This is a genomic window from Mycobacterium sp. IDUB_39, from assembly GCF_055419205.1.
Genome location: NZ_JBVAXF010000003.1, coordinates 398,012 through 420,601, shown reverse-complemented (window position 1 = coordinate 420,601; position 22,590 = coordinate 398,012). Strand labels below are relative to the sequence as shown.

20 protein-coding genes are annotated in these 22,590 nt (G+C 64.6%); 9 read left to right on the top strand and 11 right to left on the bottom strand.

All coding sequences use genetic code 11. The annotated features are described in order from the left end of the window. Positions 1–61 precede the first annotated feature (61 nt). The gene (locus tag ACZY0X_RS13945) at positions 62–2,854 is read right to left on the bottom strand and encodes a helix-turn-helix transcriptional regulator (RefSeq protein WP_463771199.1); all 2,793 of its coding nucleotides are present in this window, start codon (positions 2,852–2,854) and stop codon (positions 62–64) included. A gap of 168 nt (positions 2,855–3,022) precedes the next feature. On the opposite strand from ACZY0X_RS13945, the gene ACZY0X_RS13940 reads away from it, so the two are divergent. Then, the gene (locus tag ACZY0X_RS13940; RefSeq protein WP_463771198.1) at positions 3,023–5,401 is read left to right on the top strand and encodes an ATP-binding cassette domain-containing protein; all 2,379 of its coding nucleotides are present in this window, start codon (positions 3,023–3,025) and stop codon (positions 5,399–5,401) included. Between the two features lie 19 nt (positions 5,402–5,420). Here ACZY0X_RS13940 and ACZY0X_RS13935 read toward each other — a convergent pair whose 3' ends face one another. Next, the gene (locus tag ACZY0X_RS13935) at positions 5,421–6,080 is read right to left on the bottom strand and encodes a class I SAM-dependent methyltransferase (RefSeq protein ID WP_463771197.1); all 660 of its coding nucleotides are present in this window, start codon (positions 6,078–6,080) and stop codon (positions 5,421–5,423) included. Between the two features lie 145 nt (positions 6,081–6,225). On the opposite strand from ACZY0X_RS13935, the gene ACZY0X_RS13930 reads away from it, so the two are divergent. Together ACZY0X_RS13930 and ACZY0X_RS13925 are read left to right on the top strand one after the other, a co-directional pair. Further along, a complete protein-coding gene (locus ACZY0X_RS13930) occupies positions 6,226–6,729 on the top strand; it encodes a MarR family winged helix-turn-helix transcriptional regulator (RefSeq protein WP_463771195.1) in 504 nt (167 codons plus the stop codon). Next, complete coding sequence (locus tag ACZY0X_RS13925; protein WP_463771194.1) at positions 6,726–7,133, top strand: PPOX class F420-dependent oxidoreductase; 408 nt, start codon at positions 6,726–6,728, stop codon at positions 7,131–7,133. Before ACZY0X_RS13930 ends, ACZY0X_RS13925 begins: the two co-directional genes overlap by 4 nt. Before the next feature lie 149 nt (positions 7,134–7,282). On the opposite strand, the gene ACZY0X_RS13920 is transcribed toward ACZY0X_RS13925, so the two are convergent. The 3 genes from ACZY0X_RS13920 to ACZY0X_RS13910 form a co-directional block, all read right to left on the bottom strand. Further along, complete coding sequence (locus tag ACZY0X_RS13920) at positions 7,283–7,966, bottom strand: alpha/beta fold hydrolase (protein ID WP_463771193.1); 684 nt, start codon at positions 7,964–7,966, stop codon at positions 7,283–7,285. A 45-nt stretch (positions 7,967–8,011) separates the two neighbouring features. Beyond that, entirely contained in the window at positions 8,012–8,578 is a 567-nt protein-coding gene (locus tag ACZY0X_RS13915; protein ID WP_463771585.1) for a dihydrofolate reductase family protein, read from the bottom strand. Positions 8,579–8,721: 143 nt separating this feature from the next. After that, complete coding sequence (locus tag ACZY0X_RS13910) at positions 8,722–10,101, bottom strand: aspartate aminotransferase family protein (RefSeq protein ID WP_463771584.1); 1,380 nt, start codon at positions 10,099–10,101, stop codon at positions 8,722–8,724. A gap of 739 nt (positions 10,102–10,840) precedes the next feature. On the opposite strand from ACZY0X_RS13910, the gene ACZY0X_RS13905 reads away from it, so the two are divergent. After that, positions 10,841–11,251: an SRPBCC family protein gene (locus ACZY0X_RS13905; RefSeq protein ID WP_463771192.1), complete on the top strand. Its 411-nt coding sequence runs from the start codon at positions 10,841–10,843 to the stop codon at positions 11,249–11,251. Positions 11,252–11,280: 29 nt separating this feature from the next. Here ACZY0X_RS13905 and ACZY0X_RS13900 read toward each other — a convergent pair whose 3' ends face one another. After that, positions 11,281–12,000 carry a cutinase family protein gene (locus ACZY0X_RS13900; protein WP_463771190.1) on the bottom strand — a complete coding sequence of 240 codons (720 nt, stop codon included), beginning with the start codon at positions 11,998–12,000 and terminating at the stop codon, positions 11,281–11,283. Between the two features lie 388 nt (positions 12,001–12,388). Here ACZY0X_RS13900 and ACZY0X_RS13895 point away from each other — a divergent pair, with 388 nt between their 5' ends. The 4 genes from ACZY0X_RS13895 to ACZY0X_RS13880 all read left to right on the top strand — a co-directional run bounded on the left by ACZY0X_RS13895 (position 12,389) and on the right by ACZY0X_RS13880 (position 16,453). After that, positions 12,389–13,111, top strand: coding sequence for a dienelactone hydrolase family protein (locus ACZY0X_RS13895; RefSeq protein WP_463771188.1), 723 nt, complete (start codon positions 12,389–12,391; stop codon positions 13,109–13,111). Between the two features lie 248 nt (positions 13,112–13,359). After that, positions 13,360–14,364, top strand: coding sequence for a carbon-nitrogen hydrolase family protein (locus ACZY0X_RS13890; RefSeq protein WP_463771187.1), 1,005 nt, complete (start codon positions 13,360–13,362; stop codon positions 14,362–14,364). A gap of 41 nt (positions 14,365–14,405) precedes the next feature. Next, positions 14,406–15,743, top strand: a complete 1,338-nt coding sequence (locus tag ACZY0X_RS13885; RefSeq protein WP_463771186.1) for an APC family permease — start codon at positions 14,406–14,408, stop codon at positions 15,741–15,743. Positions 15,744–15,844: 101 nt separating this feature from the next. Next, positions 15,845–16,453 (top strand): TetR family transcriptional regulator C-terminal domain-containing protein, encoded by a 609-nt coding sequence (locus ACZY0X_RS13880; protein WP_463771184.1) that lies wholly within the window; start codon positions 15,845–15,847, stop codon positions 16,451–16,453. A 15-nt stretch (positions 16,454–16,468) separates the two neighbouring features. On the opposite strand, the gene ACZY0X_RS13875 is transcribed toward ACZY0X_RS13880, so the two are convergent. The 3 genes from ACZY0X_RS13875 to ACZY0X_RS13865 form a co-directional block, all read right to left on the bottom strand. After that, positions 16,469–17,140 (bottom strand): nitroreductase family protein, encoded by a 672-nt coding sequence (locus ACZY0X_RS13875; RefSeq protein WP_463771183.1) that lies wholly within the window; start codon positions 17,138–17,140, stop codon positions 16,469–16,471. Positions 17,141–18,234: 1,094 nt separating this feature from the next. Continuing rightward, positions 18,235–18,624 (bottom strand): hypothetical protein, encoded by a 390-nt coding sequence (locus ACZY0X_RS13870; protein WP_463771182.1) that lies wholly within the window; start codon positions 18,622–18,624, stop codon positions 18,235–18,237. A gap of 304 nt (positions 18,625–18,928) precedes the next feature. Further along, complete coding sequence (locus tag ACZY0X_RS13865; protein WP_463771180.1) at positions 18,929–19,240, bottom strand: EthD family reductase; 312 nt, start codon at positions 19,238–19,240, stop codon at positions 18,929–18,931. A 131-nt stretch (positions 19,241–19,371) separates the two neighbouring features. Between ACZY0X_RS13865 and ACZY0X_RS13860 the strand changes: the two genes are divergently transcribed. Continuing rightward, positions 19,372–20,274, top strand: a complete 903-nt coding sequence (locus tag ACZY0X_RS13860; RefSeq protein WP_463771179.1) for a LysR family transcriptional regulator — start codon at positions 19,372–19,374, stop codon at positions 20,272–20,274. A gap of 114 nt (positions 20,275–20,388) precedes the next feature. On the opposite strand, the gene ACZY0X_RS13855 is transcribed toward ACZY0X_RS13860, so the two are convergent. Together ACZY0X_RS13855 and allB are read right to left on the bottom strand one after the other, a co-directional pair. Further along, a complete protein-coding gene (locus ACZY0X_RS13855) occupies positions 20,389–20,526 on the bottom strand; it encodes a hypothetical protein (RefSeq protein ID WP_463771178.1) in 138 nt (45 codons plus the stop codon). A gap of 600 nt (positions 20,527–21,126) precedes the next feature. Further along, complete coding sequence (gene allB / locus ACZY0X_RS13850; RefSeq protein WP_463771177.1) at positions 21,127–22,494, bottom strand: allantoinase AllB; 1,368 nt, start codon at positions 22,492–22,494, stop codon at positions 21,127–21,129. Positions 22,495–22,590 lie beyond the last annotated feature (96 nt).

Genomic DNA, 22,590 nt, shown 5'->3' with positions numbered 1-22,590 from the left:
GGCGGACCCTTGAGAGTCCGTAGTCGAGATCAAGCGGGCCAGGGTGAGCCTGCGCGGATGTTCAGCTCGCCCACTGAACGGTGCGCAGTTGCCTGCGCGAGGTGATGCCGAGCTTCACGAACACCTTTCTCAGGTGCCACTCGACGGTGTGGGTGCTGATGAAGAGTTGTGCGCCGATCTCCTGATTGGTGAACCCCGTTGCCGCCAGGCGTGCGATCTGGGCCTCTTGCGCCGTCAGCTCGTCACCCGAGCCGACTTGTTGTTTGCGCACCTTCTCACCAGTGGCGATCAGCTCTCGGCGAGTGCGTTCGGCGTAGCCCTGCGCACCCATTCGGGTGAACTCCTCATAGGCGCTGTTGAGCTGCTGACGAGCGTCGAGACGTCGGTTCACGCGGCGCAGCCACTCACCGTAGTTCAACCGGGCACGAGCCAGATGCAGCACGACGCGGGTGCGCTCGAAGCGCTCAATGGCCTCGGTGAACAGGGCGTCCGCGGCTTCGTTATCGGCCAGAAGCGCCTGTGCATTGGCCAGCGCGCCAAGACCCCAGTCCGTTCCGCTCGCACCTGCGCGCTCCTTGAACAGGCGCAGCGCCTGCGTGGAGGTGTCCTGCTGGCCGGTGCGGGAGGCAGCCTCGATGAGCTCGAAGAGGCACCAGCTGTAGAACCCGAGATCTTCGTGTTCACAAGCCTTTCGGGCGGCGGCGAGGGCCTCGTCGTACCGACCGAGACCGTTGAACAGTGCGGCCGTCGCGTAATCGACCACGCCGAGCAACCGGCCCTCACCCCTTTCGGCTCCGTCCGCGGAGGCTGCCTCGATTAACCGAAGCGCGTCATCCGGGGCACCTCGCCACGCGGCGATCATCAGTGAGTGGTAGCGCACCGGCGTGTTGCCGGTTGCCACGCTTATCGAGTCAGCCTCCTCGAGGAGCGTTGCCGCCGTTGCGAACTCACCTGCCAGAACGTGAACCCCAGCCCGATAGGTGAGCGCGGGCGGCAGTACCGCCAGTGCGCCGGCCTCACGTGCGTAGCCCACCATGGCCGTGGCCAGCCGATGCGTGATCTCGTCGTCCCACAGTTCATCCGCGGCGGTCTCCTGAGCGATGGGGAAGGCCAGCGCGATCCAACCCAGCGCCTGCCCATCGTTCTGTTCGGCGTGGGTGTACCAGAGTTCCAACGCGGTGCGCAGGTGGTCGGCGCCGGCGTTCGCACCGCCGGTGATCCGACTTGCCATACCGCTCAACAGGAAGTCGATCGGCCGTTGCAGCTGCGCGACTCGTTGTACCGCGGCCAGGGCCGCTTCGGCGACCTCTGCGAGCGCAGCCGGGTGCCCGCATCGGGCGGAGTACATGGCAGCGGCGAGCGCCTCGACATAGGTCTCCCTGGCGAGGTCGCCGTCGAGGGTCTCCAGCTGCCTGGCGGCAGCGACCAGTTGCGATACGGCGTCGCTGAGTTGCGACCCCGTGCCGCCGCTTCCGCGGCTCCGGACGAAGGCGATCTGGGCGCGCAACCGCGCCACCTGTCCTCGCTGATGGTCGGTCAGGGGCCCGAGTTCTGCCATGGCAAGGAGGTCGTAGGCCGCCTCTGATGCGGCCGCGTCGCGTTTGGCCTGTGCGGCCGCGATTGCGCGGGAACCACGTAGCGCCGGATCCGCGGTCAGTACGGCCGCGCGCTCCAAGAAGGCGGCCGCCGCAGCGACGCCGCCCCTGACCTGAGCCCGGCCGGCCGAGATCTCCAGGTCGGCTGCCACGGCGTCGTCGGGGCCTGCCGCTGCGTTGGCGGAGTGCCATGCTCGACGGTCGGGGTCCAGTTCAGGATCAGTGGCCTGGGCCAGTGCGTGATGTATGGCGCGGCGGTCGGCAACATCGGCCGCGCGGTAGGCGGCTGAACGCACCAGCGGGTGGTGAAAGCGCATGCGGGGACCGAACTCAATCACTCCCGCGGCCTCGGCTGGCGCCAGGGCGTCGACGGGAATACCCAGTTGCTCGGCCGCGCGGAGAAAGAGGGCCGCATCACCCAACGGCTCGGCTGCCGCGGCGAGTACCAACAGTTGAGTGGCCGCGGGCAGCGACCGGATGCGCCGGATGAAGCTCTCCTCGATCTGTCCCGCCGACGGGCGTGTGCCGGTGGTCCCGAACCCGCCTGCCAGTTCCGAGGCCGAGACGTTACGAGGAACCTCCAGCACGGCCAGCGGAATCCCTCGCGTCTCGGCGACGATTCGGTCGCGCACTCGCTCGTCGAGGCGTCCCATCACCACCGAGTCCAGCAGCTTCCGAGCGTCGCTGTCGGACAGACCGTCGATCAGCAACTCGGGCAGACCAGTCAGGACGTCGGCACCGCTGTCGCGTACCGCGAACACCAGGGCGATCGGCTCAGCCAGGAGCCGCCGCGCGACGAACCCGAGCGTCTGCACCGACACCTCGTCGAGCCACTGGACATCATCGATCACGAACAGCAGCGGCTGGCGACTGGCGGCGACCGCCATCAGACTCAGTAACGCCAACCCGACCAGGAACCGCTCCGGGGTAGGACCGACGCCACGGCCGAACGCCACCGCGAGCGCCTCTCGCTGCGGCTCCGGGATTCCATCGATGTGGTCCATCAGCGGTGCACACAGTTGCTGCAGGCCGGCGAATGCCAGCTCCATGTCGGACTCCACACCAGCCACCCGGGCGATCCGGAAGCCCGCCGACTGCTCCACGGCGTACTCGAGCAATGCGGTCTTGCCAACGCCCGCCTCGCCGCGGAGCAATAGCACCTGGCCGCTGCCGGCCTTGACGCCGGTCAGCAGGTCGCGGAGCACCGCGCACTCGCGGGCACGCCCGTGCAGTGGCTGCCTGGGCCGATTGGCCGCCATCAGCACCCCCGCGTCCGCTCTTGGGAAACCCAGAAAATTGTCGTGACAGCACTATTTGTCACGCTCTCGAGAGATGATATCCAGTGGCGCGGTGCACTGTGATCTGGCTGTCGGGGGCGTCACCTAGCGTGGGGTCATCGGTGTGCTGACTCCAGGAGGAACAACACGATGAGCGCGGCCAAGAGGCAACAGACCCCGCCGAATGCGGACAGCCACGACCTGATTCGCGTGACTGGAGCCCGCGAGAACAACCTCAAGGACGTCGACCTCGAGCTTCCGAAACGGCGGCTGACGGTGTTCACCGGCGTCTCCGGGTCGGGGAAGAGCTCACTGGTGTTCAGTACGATCGCCGCGGAGTCGCAGCGTCTGATCAATGAGACCTACAGTGCATTCGTTCAGGGATTCATGCCGACGTTGGCGCGTCCCGATGTCGACGTTCTCGAGGGGTTGACGACGGCGATCATCGTCGACCAGCAACGCATGGGTGCAGATCCTCGGTCCACGGTCGGCACCGCCACCGATACCGGCGCCATGCTGCGGATCCTCTTCAGCAGGCTCGGCACCCCGCATATCGGTTCGCCCCAGGCGTTCTCGTTCAATGTCGCGTCGATCAGCGGTGCGGGCGCGGTCACGATCGAACGAGGTGGCAGGACAGTCAAGGAGCGGCGTGAGTTCAGCCTCACCGGTGGCATGTGTCCGCGGTGTGAGGGCCGCGGGTCGGTCAACGACATCGATCTGTCCGCGCTGTACGACGACGCCAAGTCACTCAACGAGGGTGCACTCACGATTCCGGGCTACAGCATGGAGGGGTGGTATGGCCGAATCTACAACGGCTGCGGCTTCTTTGACCCGGACAAGCCGATCCGCAAGTTCACCAAGAAGGAACTGGATGCGCTCCTGTACAAGGAGCCGACCAAGATCAAGGTCGACGGTATCAACCTGACATACGCCGGCCTGATCCCGCAGATCCAGAAGTCGTTCCTGTCCAAGGATGTCGACGCGATGCAACCGCACATCCGCACGTTCGTCGAGCGCGCGGTGACGTTCACGACCTGCCCAGAATGCGGCGGCACCCGGCTGTCGGAGGCGGCCCGTTCGTCGAAGATCAACAAGATCAACATCGCCGACGCCAGCGCCATGCAGATCAGCGATCTTGCGCAGTGGGTCACGGAGTTGGACGAGGCCTCGGTCGGGCCCTTGCTCAAGGCGTTGCGCCACACGCTCGACTCATTCGTCGACATCGGCCTGGGCTACCTGTCCCTCGACCGGCCGGCGGGCACGCTGTCGGGCGGAGAGTCGCAGCGGGTCAAGATGATTCGTCATCTCGGGTCATCGCTGACCGATGTGACCTACGTGTTCGACGAGCCGACGATCGGCCTGCATCCACACGACATCGCGCGGATGAACGACCTGCTGCTGCGGTTGCGCGACAAGGGCAACACCGTGCTGGTCGTCGAGCACAAGCCCGAGGCCATCGCCATCGCCGATCACGTCGTCGACCTGGGTCCGGGTGCCGGCACGGCCGGTGGGCAGGTGGTGTTCGAGGGCACCGTCGAACAACTGCGGAAGAGCGACACCCTCACCGGGCGCCATCTCGACGATCGCGCCGCACTGAAGGAGACGGTGCGGAGATCGTCGGAGATGTTGCAGGTACGGGGCGCGAACACCCACAACCTGCAGGACGTGGACGTCGACATCCCGCTCGGCGTGCTGGTGGTCGTCACCGGGGTGGCGGGTTCGGGAAAGAGTTCACTGATTCACGGGTCGGTGGCCGGAAAAGACGCGGTGGTGGCGATCGATCAGTCACCGATCCGCGGATCGCGGCGCAGCAATCCGGCGACGTACACGGGGTTACTTGAACCGATCCGCAAGGCGTTCGCGAAGGCCAACGGCGTCAAGCCCGCTCTCTTCAGCGCGAACTCCGAGGGCGCCTGCCCAGTCTGCAAGGGTGCAGGCGTCATCTACCTGGATCTCGCGATCATGGCTGGCGTCGCCAACCCCTGTGAGGAGTGCGAGGGCAAACGGTTCGACTCCTCGGTGCTGGAGTACCAGCTCGGTGGACGTGATATCAGCGAGGTTCTCGCGATGCCGGTGGCCGAGGCGGTGGAGTTCTTCGCCGACGGCGACGCGAAAGTGCCCGCCGCGCACAAGATCCTCGCCCGCCTCGACGACGTCGGGCTGAGCTACCTCACGCTCGGCCAGCCGCTCACCACGCTGTCCGGTGGTGAGCGGCAACGGCTCAAGCTGGCCAGCCACATGGGGGACAGCGGTGAGGTCTACATCCTTGACGAGCCGACGTCGGGCCTGCATCTCGCCGACGTCGAGCACCTCCTCGGCCTACTCGACCGGCTCGTCGACTCCGGCAAGTCGGTGATCGTCATCGAGCACCACCAGGCGGTGATGGCGCACGCCGACTGGATCATCGACCTCGGCCCGGGCGCCGGGCACGACGGAGGCCGCATCGTGTTCGAGGGAACACCCGCCGACCTCATCGCCGATGGCTCGACGCTCACGGGCGAGCATCTGGCGGCCTATGTGGGCACCTGACGCGGCGCGTTGTGCGAAGTCACTCCTTGTGCGCGATTACCAGGAAGGCCGGAAGTGACGTGTGCGCCTGCTCGTCGGCCCCGGTACGCGGTGCCGCGGATCCGCCTGACAGCTGTGCGCTGGTGGCATAGAGCTTGGCGGGCCGAATCTCGTCGATCTGCCAGTGCTGCGAAATCTCCTCGCGCAGCACATCTTCAGTGAACTGGGTGGGCCCGGGTCCGTCGTGGTCACCGAACGCGCCAGCGCCGAAGGCCAGGATGTAGAACGACGCGCCCGGCGCGGCCGCGCGGTACACGGAACGCAGGTAACCGTCGCGCAGCTCGGCGGGCAGCGCATGCAGGAGCCCGCTGTCGAAGATGGTGGAGAAGCGGCCGTCGAACCCCGTGAACGAGGTGATGTCGGCTTCGATGAACATCGCGTTGGTCAGACCACGCGCCTGCGCGGTCGCGGTGGCTGCCGCCACCGCCGTGGGCGTCAGGTCGATTCCGGTCACCGTGTGGCCGCGTGCCGCCAGCTCCAAGCCCAGCTCGGCGTACCCGCATCCCGCGTCGAGGACCTCGCCGCGGACGGTGCCGTCCTGATCGATCAACGCGCGGTACTCGGGCTGGGGCTCGCCGATGTTCCAGGCCGGTTCCTGCTCCTGGCGGTATGCGAGGTCCCAGTCGATGTTGTGTGTCATTGCGCGTTTCCTTTCGCCGACGCTTCCACCGGGCGGTCACCCGGGTGTAGTTCAATTTCAAACTATATCAACACGGCGCGGGCAATCAGCTATTCCCAGTGGGATTAGGTATGCAGTGAACTCCAGAATGGGATAGGATTCAGATTTGAATCAGTTATCCGAGAAGGGGGTGAGCCGGATGGCCGGGAGACTGTCTGCAGCCGAGGAGCGGGCCTGGGGTCCGTTCATTGAGGGCAGCCTGCGACTGGAGACCAGGCTTGACGAGCGCCTTCGTGCCAGCGCGGGACTGTCCCTGATCGACTATCACCTCCTGATGGTGCTTTCCAGCGCCCCGCAGCACCGGCTGCGCATGAGTGAACTCGCCGACCGCATGGTGTTCTCCCGTAGTCGGATCACCTATCAGATCGACTCGATGGCCAAACGCGGACTCGTCGTCCGCGAGCCGGCCCCCGAGGACGGTCGTGGCTACCGGGCTGTGCTCACCGCCACCGGTGTGGAGACGCTCCAGCAGGCGATGCCCCACCACGCGGAATCGGTGAAGGAGTTGTTCCTCGATCACCTCGAGGAGGACGAACTGCGCTGTATTGAACGAATTTTCACAAGACTGCGCGATCAGGAGCAATCAGACGAGATGAGGAGATCATCATGACGTTCACGCCCGCTGAACTGGCCTACCTGCGCGAGCAGCCCATCGGACGGCTGTGCACGATCGGGCCGGCGGGTGACCCGCAGATTCGACCGGTCGGGGTTCACCTCGGCCCAGACGGCGCGACCATCGACATCGTCGGGCACGCCCTGGCGACCACCCAGAAGTGGCGCAACGTCATTCGCAACCCGCGGGTGGCGTTAATCGTCGACAACGTGATCTCCGTGAAGCCGCCGAAGGCCCACGGCATTGAGATACGGGGTGTGGGGACGGTGCTGCCGGGGGAGGGCACCACCGAGGGCGGGCTATCGGGTGACATCATTCGGATCACCCCGCGACGAGTGGTGTCGTGGGGCCTGGATGGCGATGCCACCACGGCACGGAACTTTGAGGGTTCGGCCGACTAGGACAACCCCGCGATCACCTAGCCCTCTGATCTTCTCCTCGATCACGTCGACCTGGCGCTTGATACTGCTATGCCAGTCCCGGTTTCCGCTTCCAGCGGTGACGATGGACGCCTGGTCGAGAGGCAACACGCCCCGGTGAAGCCGCACGGTCACCCGTCTCCATGCGCTTCGGCCGCGGCGACGAGTCGGTCGGCAAGCTCGGCCGGATGCGACAGCATGGCCATGTGCCCGCCGGGGGTCGTCACGGGTTCGATCCCGAGCCGGTCGGCGACGACCCCGCGCATGAACTCCTCCGGGAAGAAACGGTCGTCACGGAAGAGCACGAAGCTCGTCGGGAGCTGGGGGAGTGCTGCCGCGGGCCACGGTTTCAACGACGGCGTGTCTGACTGAGCGCGTTCGACCTCTTCGGCAATCACCGCGGCGTCGACACCGTTGTAGAACAGTGCGTCCATGTCGTCGGGGTCGTATCCGCCCGCAGCGGCGGCAGCACGTTGTGCGTCGTCGCACCCGGTGGCGCTCCACCAGTCGCTCGGACGTTCGCCGGGGCGGGGGAGCATCGCCGAGACGTAGATCAGTGCAGACGCATTGACCCGCGTGCAGGCGAGCGCTCCGGTGAACCCGCCAAAGGAATGCGCGACGACGATCGGCCGCGCGCCATCGCTGTGGTGCTGGCTGGCGACGGCGTCGGCGTAGTCATTGAGATCGGCCGAATCGTCCTCGCAGGGCAGGTCAACGGCGATGCCGCGGTGCCCACGATCGGCCAACTCGGCCACGAGGAACCGCCAGTACGAGGGGTCGGAACCGCCGCCGGGGACCAGCAGGAAGGTCGTCATCTAGTAACGCTCCATTCAGTTGTGCACTCCGACAGGCATGTCCGATCAGTCGCGTTTCGCCTCGTAGCGCAGCAGGACCGTGCCGCAGGGGAAGGTGCGGTTCTCCAACAGTCGCAGTGAGATCCATGACGGCAGGGTCGGGAAGAACGGTGTGCCGCCGCCCACGGCGGTGGGCGCGAGCACGATCCGGTATTCGTCCACCAGTCCGGCCTGCACGATCGGTGCGGCCAGTGTCGCACCGGCTACCTCCAGGCTGCCGTCGGTTTCGGCTTTCAGCTTCGTCACCACCTCGACCGGGTCGCCACGTTCCAGGCGGGAGTTCCAGTCGACGGACTCCAGGGTTCGCGAGAACACGACCTTGGGCATGTCGCGCCAGACGCGGGCGTAATCAACGATCATTGGGGTGGCGTCCGGGGCCTTGTCGGCGGTCGGCCAGTAGGCGGACATCAGTTCGTAGAGCCGCCGCCCGTAGAACGACAGTGCGGTCTCCCGCTCGAAGTCGTTCCAGTACTGGTGCAGTTCTTCGCTGGGATCGGACCAGTCGATGTTGCCTTGTGCGTCGGCGATGTACCCGTCCACCGACACATTGAAGCCATAGATGAGTTTGCCCATACCGATCAGACTGCACCGGAGAATGAAACTCATCGAGACGCCACGCGGGATGTTGTCGCTCCCCGGTTTCCGGGTCCGGCCGCTTGTCGTTCACCCGCGGCGCTTGGTGCAACCCGGCTTGCGCCTCAGAGGGCCGACTGCGCCTATGGAGACCCGTTGGTCGGACCGATCAGCTCACACAGTTCTTCCATCACCATGCGACGGAGCTCCTCGCGCGGGAAAGTGCTACCGCTGGATGCGACACCCGGCGACGAGTTCTGCCGCCGCATCACGGGCCCTCGTACCCGTGCTGTGGGGACGAGATGCCGGGCGACTTGATCGAATTCGCCAAGGAATCGGTCAACGTCGGACTGGTCGAAGACGAGGGGAGGCCTGACCTTGATCACGTTGCCGAACTGCCCGGCCGAACTGGTCAGAACCTTGCGTTTGCGGAGTTCGTTGACGAACGTGGCTGTCGTCTGAGCGTCGGGGACCTTGGTGTCCAGGCTGCCGACGAACTCGACGCCGAGGTACATTCCGGCGCCTCGGACGTCGGCAGGCACGTTGTTCCGAGCCAGGATCTCGCGCATGCCATCAAGGAGCTGTGTGCCCTTGTTGTGGGCGTTGGCGATGAGATCCTCGTCGCGGATGATGTCGAGGACAGCGTGTGCCGCGGCTACTGGCGCGTTCTCGCCACCAAAAGTGTTGAAATAGGCCACGTTCTGCCCGAAGGCGTCAACGACTGACCTTTTGGCGACGACACCGGCGATCGGCATGCCGTTACCCATTGGCTTGCCCATGGTGATGATGTCGGGCGTGATATTGCTTCGCTGATATCCCCACATCGCCGCACCGGTGCGGCCAAACCCCGGTTGGACCTCGTCACTGATGAACAGGCCCCCGGCCGCGTGCACGATATCGATCGCCGCAGCGAGAACTCCAGTGTCGGGATAGATGCCGTCCGACGAGAAGAGACTGTCCACGACGAACGCTGCGAGTTTGACGCCGTGCCGCTGTAGATCGTCGATCGCGGCTTGGAGGTGATTTGCGAACCACTCCGCAATGCTCTGACTGGGTTGTCGAAACGTGTCGGGTGCCGGCACCAGACGAACGTCGGGCGCGAGAACCGTGCCCGGACCTGACGAGGGCGACCAGGACGCCACGTCGCGGGTGCACCCGTGGTAGGCGTAATCCGTCACAATGACGCCGGTCCCGCCTGTGGTCTGGCGTGCCATACGCACAGCGAGGTCATTCGCTTCAGATCCGGTGCAGGTGAACATGACGTTCTCGAGCGCGTCGTCGTGAACTGACACCAACTGCTCGGCGTACTCGATGATGTCGCGTTGTAGGTAACGCGTGTTGGTGTTGATCATCCGCAGTTGACGCGTGACGGCATCAACGACCCGCGGGTGATTGTGCCCCACGCTCGCCACATTGTTGTAGGCGTCCAGATACTCGTCGCCGTGAACGTCGATGATCTTCGTACCCAGCGCACGAACTGGCTGAAACGGCATCTCGTAGGACAGCCGGTAGGCAGAACCCATGACGCGTTGACGTCTCTCGACCAGGCTCCTCGTCTCGTCGTCGAGGTCAGTCTGGTCAGCCGGTGAAAAAGCGTTGAGGGCGATCACCTCGACGGGACGCGGAGCCTGGTCGGAACTGCGTTGGGTCATCGGGAAATCACTCTCCTGTAGACGGGCAACCGTGATCACAACCCACTTACCGGACATCAGACTCTGGTTGGTCCGGCGAAGCCCGTCAGCAGTCCGCTGCCGATGGGCCAACCGTATTTATAAATGGTTGTTAAACGGTCGGACCAAATCTATCCAACCGACTCTGAGGTGTCAAGAAGCTCGCGGATGAGTAGCCGCGGATAGCGTTGTTGGGACGGCGGCAGCACGGGGTACCAGCAAGAAAGTGGTCATCGCGTCGTGTTCCGTTCGGTATGCACTCCGACAGGCGCCGTCGCACCTGTAGCCACGCTCCGAATGTCGAGGGTGCGATCTGGATGAGCCGGCCGAGTGGCGTTGCGCGGCATTTCGCCGCAACCCGGTAGGTCACAGCGAAAGCGATGGCCAGGGGATTGCCGGTGGTCGGAGTCAAGTGGCGGATTCGCTGTGCTGCGGCCCGTTACGGGTACGCATCGCTTCGCTTTCGCTGCCTTCGCTCGCACGTGCGCTGCCCTCGTCAGGACGGGCGGAACGACCCAACGTGTCGGAAACGGTCGACATGTCGGATAGTTCCACGCCTTCGTGACCTCGCCGACACCGCCGAGGAGGACCAATGACAGGCACCGACACCACCGCGATCGTCGTCGACCAGTTCGTCGCCGCGCCAACGCAGAAGGTGTGGCGTACCTTGACCGAACCGGCGCTGCTGGCGAAATGGTGGGCGCCGGGCGATATCTCGGCCACACCGGGCCACCGGTTCCATCTCGGCATGCCTGGCTGGGGTTCGGTGCCGTGCGAGATCCTCACAGCCGAGGCGCCCACCCTGCTGGTGTACACGTTCACCGAGAACTGGACGCTGACCTGGCGACTGGAAGCCGAGGGCGCCGGAACACGGGTGTTCCTGGAGCATTCCGGGTTCGACCTCGGTGACAAGCGAATGGCAGACGCGTTCACTCGGATGGGCCCCGGCTGGCGCGACCAGGTGCTGCCCCAACTGGCGGACGTCGCAGCACGCGCTGCATAGGCGACGCGACCCGGCCCAGCCACCGGCGCTCAGTACATCGGCGCCGGAGGTTGGGCCAGTCGGCTGACCGCAAACGCTGCGGCCTGATCAACCATCCCGTTGACCGCGTACTGCCCGTGCGCGCCGTTGACGCCGGGCACTGAACCACCCGAGCAGACATTGTCACCGGGGGCGCAGAATTCAAGAGACTTTGCGGTGTACATCGGTCCGACATCGACTGCCGGTGCGCCATACTTCACCAGCGATTGACCCGCCGGTGTCCCGAAAAGCACAACAGCATCAACGTGTTCGGCAGCGTCGGCCGATATCGAGGGCGCAGGCCCGGCGCCCACCCCAGCGGGCAGGCCTGATGTGACGAAGGCCGTGACGACGGCTCCCTGCGAGTACCCGCCGAGGACCATCCGGGTCTGCGGGCACACCGACGTCACGCCCTGCACGTGGTTGGCTTCATCTCGTACGCCATCGACGACGTTCATCGTGAACGCCTGACCGTCGGCGAAATTGCTGCTGGCGGGATAGTTGACTCCGTACCCGCCGACGGTGCGAGGGAATGCCTGCGCCCGAAGGGAGTCGATGAATCGCTGACCTACGGCTCCTAGTCCGGGCTGCTCTCCGGTGCCTCTCGCGAACGCAACGCCGATGTCCGGGCACGGTTCTGCGGTGCCAGTCGGGGCCACCGCGGACAGACCCGCCAGGGTTAGGACAATCGCCACGACCAGGCGGTGGACGGTCGGCTGACCAGAGATCACTTCTGCCTCCCCAGGAGAAGGTCATGCGCGGCCGGTTGTTCACCCCCACGCACCGATCGGCTCGTTGCCGAGGCAACACTGATCAGCGTAGGTGGACCGATGGTCCGTCGGGCCAGAACCGGTCGTGGGGGCGGAGTACATCGGGTTGCGGACCCATCGGTTGAATCCGGTGACGACCAGGTGTTCGGTCTGGTAATCCAGTCTGCTCCTTGTCGCAAAAACCGGTTGGCAGACAATGACGACCGCTGCTACTTTCCCGTGACCGTGCAAGCGAACGAGGAGGTGGTACCCGTGAACGTATCGACGTGGGTGCTCCTCCTCGGGGACACGGTCGGGCGATAGGTCGTCCGGGAGCGCCGTTCAACGAGCTCTCCCGAAAGGCACGACCATGCACTTCACTTCTGAGCAACGCAGCGAGGACGGCAGCCTCGAACGCGAGTTCACCCTCGGCGGTGTCCCAGGCATCCTGTGGACGCCAGCGTCCTCGCCATCGCCGCTGGTCCTGCTCGGCCACCCCGGCGGACTGCGCAGGATGTACCCGCGGCTTGCGAGCCGGGCCCGCCAATTGTCGGCGAACGGCATGGCCGCAGCCACCATCGAGCTCCCCGGGAGCGGTGACCGCCCCCGATCGGCCGACGCCGAGCGGGCCCGCTCTGATCTGCATCGGGCGCTGGCGGTGGGGGAGCCGGTCGACGAGATCGTCGCGCGGCTTGTCATCCCCCTGGTCGAGAAGGCGGTCCCGGAATGGCAGTCGACCATCGACGCGCTCCTGTCACTGCCCGAGGTCAGCGGTCCGATCGGATACTCGGGCGGGGTGACCGCCATCGGCATCCGGCTGGTGGTGGTCGAACCGCGCATCGCGGCCGCCGGCCTGTTCGCCGGGAGTTTCGTGCCCCGCTCCATGTTCGACGAGGCCCGCCAGGTGACGATTCCGCTGCACGTCCTGCTGCAGTGGGACGACGAGGGAAACGACCGGCAGCTGGCACTGGACCTGTTCGACGCCTTCGGCTCCGAGGAGAAGACGCTGCACGCCAACATGGGCGGGCACACCGGCGTCCCGCAGTTCGCGGGCGACGACGCGGCCCGCTTCTTCGCCCGGCACCTGACGTGAGGCCAAGTCCGACAGGCCTGCAGCAGACCGTGGGCGCATTGGTCGGCGCAATCTCGTCGACCCGTTCGTGGAGCTCATCGAGGCATATGGCTGCATCGCGAGCGCAAGTGCGCTAGTCCCGTCGGATTGAGACGTTTCGTCCGGTGATGTCCTCGATTCTGTTGCGGCAGTCGGCAAGCGGGTTATCCGCCAGACAGACCTGCTGGATCTGATCACCGTCGTACCTGAGCATCCCTGTTCCAGCGTGGATGCCGGTGTGGAAATCGCACCCTTCCGTGAGCGGTGAGGGCGTGTCTCAATGCGCCACATCAGACACAACGGTGGCGCAACTCTGCCGGCTACGCGTCAACGGTTGCGCAGGACGCAGTTGTTTGAATAGTATTCAAACAACTTTTGGAGAGGGGAGTGCGCTGAGTACTCGACCGCTTTACTACTGCCTTGCCCAGCACCCACCCGCCGCAAGCCTCGAGGCTTTTCGGGACGAGGTGCGCCAACTGTGCGCGGACTACCCCGCGGCGAGACTTGTCGTGTTCCCCGAGATGCATCTCTGTGGGGGAGTTCCGAACTCACCGCTCGCAGAGGCCGAGCCGTACATCGAGAGCGCTGGCGGGCCGCGGGACCGGGCGCTCGAACAGCTCGCACGAGAGCACCAGATCTGGTTGATTCCGGGCAGTGTGTTCGAGTGCGCAGAGGACGGCACGGTCGCCAATACCGTCTCGGCCTACTCACCGGACGGACACAGAGTCGCGACATATCGCAAGGTATTCCCCTGGCAGCCGTATGAAAGAACCTCGCCCGGTGGCGAATTCACCGTGTTCCGTCTCGGCGAGTACGGAACAGTCGGGCTGTCGATCTGCTACGACATCTGGTTTCCCGAACACGGTCGACAACTGGCCTGGCTGGGGGCGGACGCCATCATCAATGTCGCCCGCACCACGACCTCAGATCGCGCACAGGAACTCATTCTCCTGCAGGCAACGGCGATCGCGAACCAGGTTGCGGTCCTTTCTGCGAACGCTCCGGCACCGGGTGGACGCGGGCAGAGCATCGCCTACGACGCCGAAGGGCGGCTTCGGGTTCGCAGCGTCGATGCGTCGACGGAAACCCTCAGCGACGTACTCGATCTCTCGGAGTCGTCGCGGGTGCAGCGCGATGGAACGGCCGGCCTCAACCGAGTCTGGTCCCAACTCGACACCACGACCACCAGCCTTCCGATGTACCGCGGTGGGCGCATCCAACCTCGCCAGTCCTGAGCGAGCAGCCTTGTTCGAGTCCCCAGATGCAAAGGAGCATCATGTCATTGACCAGTAGCCAAGCCGCGGTGAAGCCAACGCAATCCCAATTGGGACTGTCATCTCTTGTGTTGTTCGGAATCGCCTACATGGCTCCGGCGGTCGTGCTTGCCACGTTCGGAATCATCTCGGAAGTCAGTTCTGGTACCTCGTCGGGAAGCTACATGCTTGCCACGGTGGCGATGCTCCTGACTGCGATCAGCTACGCCACGATGTCGGCTAGGTTCGCGCTCTCCGGTTCCGCATACAGCTACGTCCGCAAGACGCTGGGGGCCCACACAGGGTTCATGGCGGGCTGGGTCTTGATCCTCGACTACTTCTTCCTGCCGATGGTCATCTTCCTCATCAGTGGTTCGTTTCTCAGCGCGCAGTTCGAGGCGGTGCCGTTCTGGGTCTGGATCGTGGCGCAGGTGCTCATCGTCTCGGTCGTCAATGTGCTGGGCATTCGGGTGGCGGACAAGGCGAACTTTCTCCTCCTGAGTTTCGTTGCCCTGGTTCTGATCTGCTTCGTCGCACTGTCCCTGAGAACCGCTGCGAGCGATGGCGGAGCGTCGGTTCTCAGTCCCTTCTGGAACATGGACAGCTCACTGGCGGGAGTTGCGGCGGGCGCGGCGATCGCCTGCTACTCGTTCCTCGGTTTCGACGCGATCACGACTCTGACCGGCGAGGCAAGGGACCCGCGACGCTTGATCCCACGCGCGATCGTCATCGCGACACTGGCAATGGGACTGATCTTCACCGTGGTCAGTTTCGCCGCCGAGCTGGTTCTCCCGCTGACCGTCGTCAACGATGTGGATTCGGCTGCGTTCGACATCGCGGCGCAAGCCGGCGGGAATCTTCTGTCGGCGACGATCGTCGCGGCGCTCGTGATCGGAGGGTTCGCGTCGTCGATTGCCGCGCAGGCGGGTGGCTCGCGATTGCTGCTCACTATGGGACGTGACGGAGTTCTGCCGAAGAAGTTCTTCGGATACCGCCATCCCAAACTCGGAACTCCGGTTCTGAACATCGCGCTGATCGGTGCCGTCGGACTTTTTGCCACCCAGATGACGCTGACCACATCGACGTCGTTCATCAACTTCGGTGCGTTCACCGCGTTCACCGCGGTGAACCTGGGCGTGTTGGTGCTCCTGCTCCGAGACAAGGCGAGTGGACCCGCTCGTTGGGCGCGCGTCCTGCTCGCGGGTGCCGCCATCGCCATCACCGTCTACTTCCTGATCAGCCTGGACACCCACGCGGTCACGCTCGGGGCTGGCTGGCTGGTCGCCGGTCTGGTCTACCTCATCGTCCTCACACGTGGCTTCTCGCGTCCGCCGCCGGAGATCACCTCAGAAGCAGGCTGATTCGATGCCGACGCCGCTGCGATAGACTGCCTGTCAGTAGTCACAGGGAAGGTCGCGGCATGGCTCGCCCGAGTAACCAGAAGAAGCGACGCGAAGAGATCGTGGCCGCCGCCACAGCGGCGGTCCACAAACACGGTGCCGCCGGGATCAACCTCAAACGCATCGCTGAAGCCGCAGACATGTCGTCGGCGTTGTTGCTGTACTACTACTCGGATGCCAACGACATTCTCGCCGAGGTGTATCGGTCCGCGACCAAGCAGTTCCTCGACGAGAGAGAGCGGCTCGTCGCGAAAGAGACGCTCCCGCTGTCGATGCTCAGCCGGTGCATCGCATTGGGCACCCCCTATCCGGGAAAGCGTCGTGAAGCGGCACGGATTCTCTACGAAGTCGCTCCGGTGATCGTGGACGAACCCACCGCTGCGAGTTGGAGCCGGCGCTTCTTCAGCGGCCAGGCCGAGCTGTACCAGAGAATCGTCGAGGCGGGGATTGCCAGCGGCGACTTCTCGCCACTGCTTCCTCCCGCCAAGATCGCCACAGCCATGGTGGCCCTCGAAGACGGCCTCGCCATACACGCGATGACCGGTCTGTTGACTGCCGAGGAAGTCGAGGCGGATCTGCTCGCGCACGCCGAGGCGCTGCTGGGCATCGCCTCACCTGGATGGGCCGATCGCGCCGATGAAGACAGTGAGAACCCAAGCCTCTCGGTTTAGGCGCGGTCCCTCCAATCAGCTGCGTCGAGGGCGGGCGCCTCCGCCGTGGACGATGTCGGCTCGGTCGGGGTCCCATCGATTACGGAACACCACATCTGTGATGGGCCGCCGACGAACCGGACCGTGACGTCCACGGGGCCAGCCGACGACGACATGTCCCGCGAGGAACCATTCGTCGGGAATGCCAACCGCCTCGCGGAGCACCTGCTCGCCGTCATAGGACGCCCAACTCGTGAAGCAAGCCCCGAGTCCCTGGGCACGCGCCGCGAGGTGGAAGTTCTGCATCGCCGGGTAGATGGACCCCGCCTGTAGGTACTCGGAGGCGAACCCAGTCTTGAACGCGGTGAACAGGACCGAGGTGTATTCGCCGGCGCGATCGTGCAATTCGTAGGTGGAGCGGTTGTTACGCGCTGCGCGACCTTGATCGTTGTCGGCGGGCCTGTTCATCCCATAGATCTTCTCGATGGTGTCGAGCGCCATCCCGGCTGCTGCGGCGACGGCGCTGCGCTGCTCAGGCGCGTCGAGGACGATGAACCGCCAGAGTTGTGCATTGGCACCGTTTGGCGCCCACGTGGCTGCCTCGAGGCAGCGTTCGAGTGTCTCGTCGTCGACGGGCTCGTCGGTGAACCGACGGATGGATCGCGCGGTGGATAGTGCTTCCCAGACGTCGTTGGTCGGATGAGGCATGTCATTGGTGTACTCGACAGCCGCTGGGATGTCGAGCCTTTGCGACATCCTGGGACTTGTCGTGTGGTGACCGCGCTCGCCGACCAATTGGCCACCGAGTGCCGTGACGGGAAGGTGTCAAGATCTGTATCCAATCAACGAGGTGAGAGGTAGTGCGGAAACACCGGACATGTCGGGCACTTCCGACATATCGTTCTGCCTATGCCGACAGGCGAAGTGTTCGGCGTGGTAAATCAATGTTCCTGTGCCACAACACAATACGTCACAGTGACGTATTGTGGGCGCGTGTGTGGACGGTGGAAGTGTGGCCAGGCGGGGCGGCTGGGGTCGCTGAAGGTGTCGTCGTTCTCATGCAGGATGCGGATGGACTTCGGTCCAACGACGTGCAGCGCCAGGGGCTCCGTTTCGTCGACGGTGCCGCCGAATGGGGGAGATATGTCGTAGCTGAGGCGCGGTGAAGCCATCGCCGCCGAAGACGCGAATTTGCATCCTCGGATTCCCAACGGGTGTGCGCCGTCGGCTCATCGAGTCCCGCATGTGGTTCTGATAGTCCGTGCGGTCCACGTTTCCGCGATCATGGTCCTGACGTCCATGGCAACGCGGTATGCCAATACCCCTGCGCCACAGAGTAATTCGTCACAGTGACGTATTGATGGCGAGAGTGCGGTTGGTGTAGGCGTGGTGCGGCAAGGCGGTTGGTGCCCTTGGTGGCGTCTTGCTTTCTCGTGCAGGATGCGGATGGCCTTGGGTCCGCCGACCGCAGCTCCGCAAGTTCCGTATCGTCGGCGGCAAGGACAGCCGATTGGCACCGTGGGCAGGGTGGTCGACTCGATGCGGGATCTCGGCCTCGGCGGCAGGATGACTCTGACGATCGACGCAATCCCTGGTCAGAGAAATGCCGATAAGCCACATTATGTCAACTTAACGTTGCCGTTTTCATGTGATGAATCATGGAGTGTCCGAGTGACCCTCACCCGTCACGCCGGGGCAATTTGGTCAAAGCGCCAGGGTGTGGCCGGATGTCAACGGCCGGCGATCTTGGCGACACGCAGGCTCAGCGCCACCCCATCGAAAAACTCCACCGCAGCCCAGGACTAGCATTCGAGTTCGGCGGCGGTCGACGGTGGTACGCCCTCGTTGGTGCAATCGAACCCGCTGCCGTATTGCACTACGCGCCAACCGCCGCCGTCGTCGTGGAATAGCACGATGCTGGGGGGATTCGCATTGGTGACGGCCCTCGTGTCAATCAGGACCTTTGCCCAATCGCCGGAGCACAGCACCTTGTAGACGTCCCCGTAATCGCGTTGCGCGGCCGACTTCAAGACATCCGCCGTCGTCGACGAGCACCGGGATGCGGATTCACTCGGGGCAACGGGCGCGACCGCTTGGCCAGTAGGCGCGACGTCGTGCGAGACGCCCCCTCCGCAGGCGGTTACCAACGCGATGGCGGCCGCACAAAATGTCAAGTACTTGATCATTTCCATCGCACGATGTTCCTCGCCCCCGGACAGACAGCAGTAGCCGCGCCGCCCTGTTCCCTTGACGATTTACGGTACTTTGCGCCGTTCGGGCCGTACATCAGTTTGACCGCTTGTAAAAAATGAGACGGGTGCCCGCCCTCTGGACAAGAAGCTGCCGCTTGTCGTTGACTAAAGTACTCGGTCTTCATCTGATGAATCACGGGTGCTCTGAGCGGCCCTCACCCGCCATGTTGGAGTGATTTGGCCAAAGCGCTTCGACGCCAACATGGCATGGCTTCGAAGTCGTCTCGGAGCGTGCCGTCCTGCCTCAGCTGGTGCCGTCCTGCACCGGATAGTCGATGACGACCACACCGCCGGTGGCGTAGTTGACGACATCGGCGGCCAGCCGCTGGCCTTGCGGCGACGCCCGTGCCGCAGCCAATGCGGCGGCGTCAGCGAAGTCGGCTTCAAAGACCGCGAAATACGGCGCTTCTCCCTTGGTAGCCGCCACGTCGAAGCTGTAGCGCCACGCAAGCAGGCCGGGCCAATTCATGACCAGCGGAAGGTGGTTGTTCACGTAGTAGTCGCGGAAGTGGTCAGGGTCGGTGGGCTCGGGATATAGGACCAGTGTCTTATGCATGAGTGCCTCCTGCATCTACCGCGGTCGGTTGAATCGTCATATGCGCAGGTTAGGGGTTGGTGTGTGGGCGAGGGAAAGACCGGGGCGCGATAGACTTAGAACGTATCGTTATCAATCCGCAGGGAGGGCATGTGGCGCCGGACACGGTGAGCTTGCGGTACTTTCTGGTGCTGGCGCAGGAGTTGAACTTCACCCGCGCGGCCGCACGGATCGGTATCGCGCAGCCCGCACTCAGTGCCCGGATGCGTCGATTGGAGGCGGAACTCGGTACGAGCCTGCTGGTTCGCAACACGCGGAGCGTCGTATTGACCACGGCCGGTGCGGCTTTGGCAGAGTCCGCGCCGCCCGCGCTGGCGGCGCTGGACCGGGCATGGGACACCGCCCGGAGCGCTGGGGCTGGTGAACTGGGCACGCTGCGCATCGGATACAGCCTCAGCGCCGGGGCCGAGACGGTACCGGCCCTGGTGGACAGGCTCATTCGTAGCAGCCCGGGTCTCGAGGTCGGCGCGGTCCCGATGGCGACACCGGAGATCTCCCCCGCGGTCGCCGACGGCCGCATCGATGCGGGGATCACCCGCGGTGAACAGCCGGGTCGTGGCGTGCGCCGGTTCCTGCTGCGGCGTTTGCGCGTCGGGGTCCAGTTGGCGCAGCATCATCCGCTGGCCGAACACTCGGAGATCGGGATCGTCGACGCGGCCGCGTATCCGCTGCGACTCCCGGACCGTGCGGCCAACCCCGTGATCCACGATGAGCTGTCCGCATTGTTCCGAGACATCCGACCACGCCCCCGATTCCACACGCCCGCAGTCTCTTTCGACATGTCTCAGCGCGACCTACGCGACGGGCTCACCCTCGCTCCGGCCGGTGAAGCCGCGGTCACGACACAACCGGCCGATCTCACGTGGCGACCGCTGCAGGGCGCACCCACCTTGACCATCCACCTGGTCCTCCCGCGCGTGCAATCACCACTACACCGCCGCACCCGTGCCGTCGCCAAAACCCTCGCGCACGAGCTGCACTGGCTGCCGGACTGACACGCAGCAGGTCACGCGAGACGGATGTCTGCGGTGGCGAGGTCGAAGACCTTGCGCCCGGCGGATCAGCATCCGATGATGGCTCCAGGTCAGGTCAGGTCAGGTCAGGTCAGGTCAGGTCAGGTCCGAGTCGTACACCGCGGCGACGTCCTCGCCCAGCCCGAGATCTCGGCGGATACCGCGCCCTCGCCGGACGCCGAACCGGACAAGCACGGGCAACCGGCGGGAACGCCTGCCGTCAACGGCACCCATGACGTCGGTCGATGCTTAGCCCCGACCACTCTTCCACTGCTCCCCGAGGCTGGACGAGAGCCGTTCCCCGGCCTTCATCGCCTCGCCCACTGCCGGTGATGCATACCAGCCACATCGGCCCAACCTGTGCCGATGAATGGTTTCGCACTAACGGGGTTTGAGGACGCACGTCGTCGGGCAAGATCGACCTATGCGAAATCTTGTTGGCCGTTCGACCATCGCCATTCTTGCCGCCGCTCCGATTGCCGCCTTGTCGCTGTTCGGGGCCGGGATCGGTTCCGCAGAGCCCCTAAACTGCATCAACGGCCAGTTCTGGGATCCGATCACGAACACCTGCCAGACGCCGCGTCCGGCGGGAGACTGTGCGCCCGGTGAGTACTGGAACGCCCTGTCTAATGTCTGCCGGCCCCTGGGTCAGCTCTAGGCCGCTTCACTGCACGACCCTAGGTCAAAGATCCCCATGCCGCCATGATTGTGCTGTATTCCCAAGTGGTTTAACGGGTTTCGCTACCGATGATGAGTATGCCCGCAAGCCCTTGAGCGCATCCGGTAGGTCGTTGTTCCGCTTCCGTGGCGAGATTCTCAATAGAGGCCGGTCTGCTACACACCGCCGCGGCGCAGCATCCGCCCCTGCGCGGTCTGGAAGTCGATCTTCTTGCCGCGCAACCAGGTACTCGTCACGACACCGGCGAGTGCACGTCCGTCGTATGGGCTGATCGGGTTCTTGTGGTGCAGCTTGTGCACGTCGACGACCTGCGCAGAGTCGGGCTCGAAGATCGCGAAATCGGCGTCGTAGCCGAGCGCGATCTTGCCCTTGTTGTTTAATCCGGCGAGGGCTGCGGGTTTGGCCGCCATCCACTCGAGCACCTGCGTGAGTTCTATACCGCGACGCTTGGCCTCGGTCCAGATCAACGACAGGCCGAGCTGAAGCGACGCGACGCCGCCCCATGCAACGCCGAAGTCACCGTTCTCGACGTCCTTCAGGTCGATCGTCGACGGTGAGTGGTCAGAGACGATGCAGTCGATCGTGCCATCGAGCAGGCCCTGCCACAGAAGTTCCCGATTCGATGCCTCACGGATCGGCGGACAACACTTGAATGCGGTCGCGCCGTTCGGGATCTCCTCGGCCAGCAGGGTCAAGTAGTGCGGACAGGTCTCGACGGTGATCTTGACGCCGTCGCGTTTCGCGGTGGCGAGCATCGGCAGTGCGTCCGACGACGAAAGGTGCAGAATGTGAGCACGGACGCCGGTCCACCGAGCGCGTTCGATAACCTCCGCGATCGCCACGTTCTCGGCGCCGCGCGGCCGTGACGCGAGGAAGCGTTCGTATTGGTTGCCCTCGGCCGAGGGTGCTCGGTCGATGGCGCGGGAGTCCTCGGCGTGCACGATCATCATGGAGTCGAAGCCGGCGAGCACGGCCATGTCCTTCTCCATCTCGTCCGCGTCGAGATGCGGGAACTCGTCGACGCCAGAGTGCAGTAGGAAGCACTTGAAGCCGAACACGCCGTCGTCGTGCAGGCCGCGCAGATCGTCGGTGTTGCCGGGGATCGCGCCGCCCCAGAAACCGACGTCGATGTGTGTCTTGCCCGATGCCGCCGCACGCTTGGCGTTGAGTGCTTCGACATTGACCGTCGGCGGAATCGAGTTCAGCGGCATGTCGATCAGCGTGGTCACACCGCCCGCCGCCGCTGCGCGGGTAGCGGAGTCGAACCCCTCCCACTCGGTGCGGCCCGGCTCGTTGACGTGCACGTGCGTATCGACCAAGCCTGGGATCATCACCTGCTCGTCGGTGAGTTCGACGATCTCCGCGCCGACGAGGGCGCTGCCCAGCGGCTCGATCGCGACGACGCGACCGTCGCGGATACCGATCTCCCGGGCAACGATTCCCGCTGTCGTCAGCGTGCGCTCGCCACGGACCACCAGGTCGAATTCGGGCTGGTTGGACCGCTCCCCTGCGTCGGCGATCATCGGCGGCTCTCCATTGCTACGAACATAATTCCTCATCGTGGAAATGCAACTCCATACCGTGGCCGACTCTAGATGTGAGCGTTGACACAGTCAATC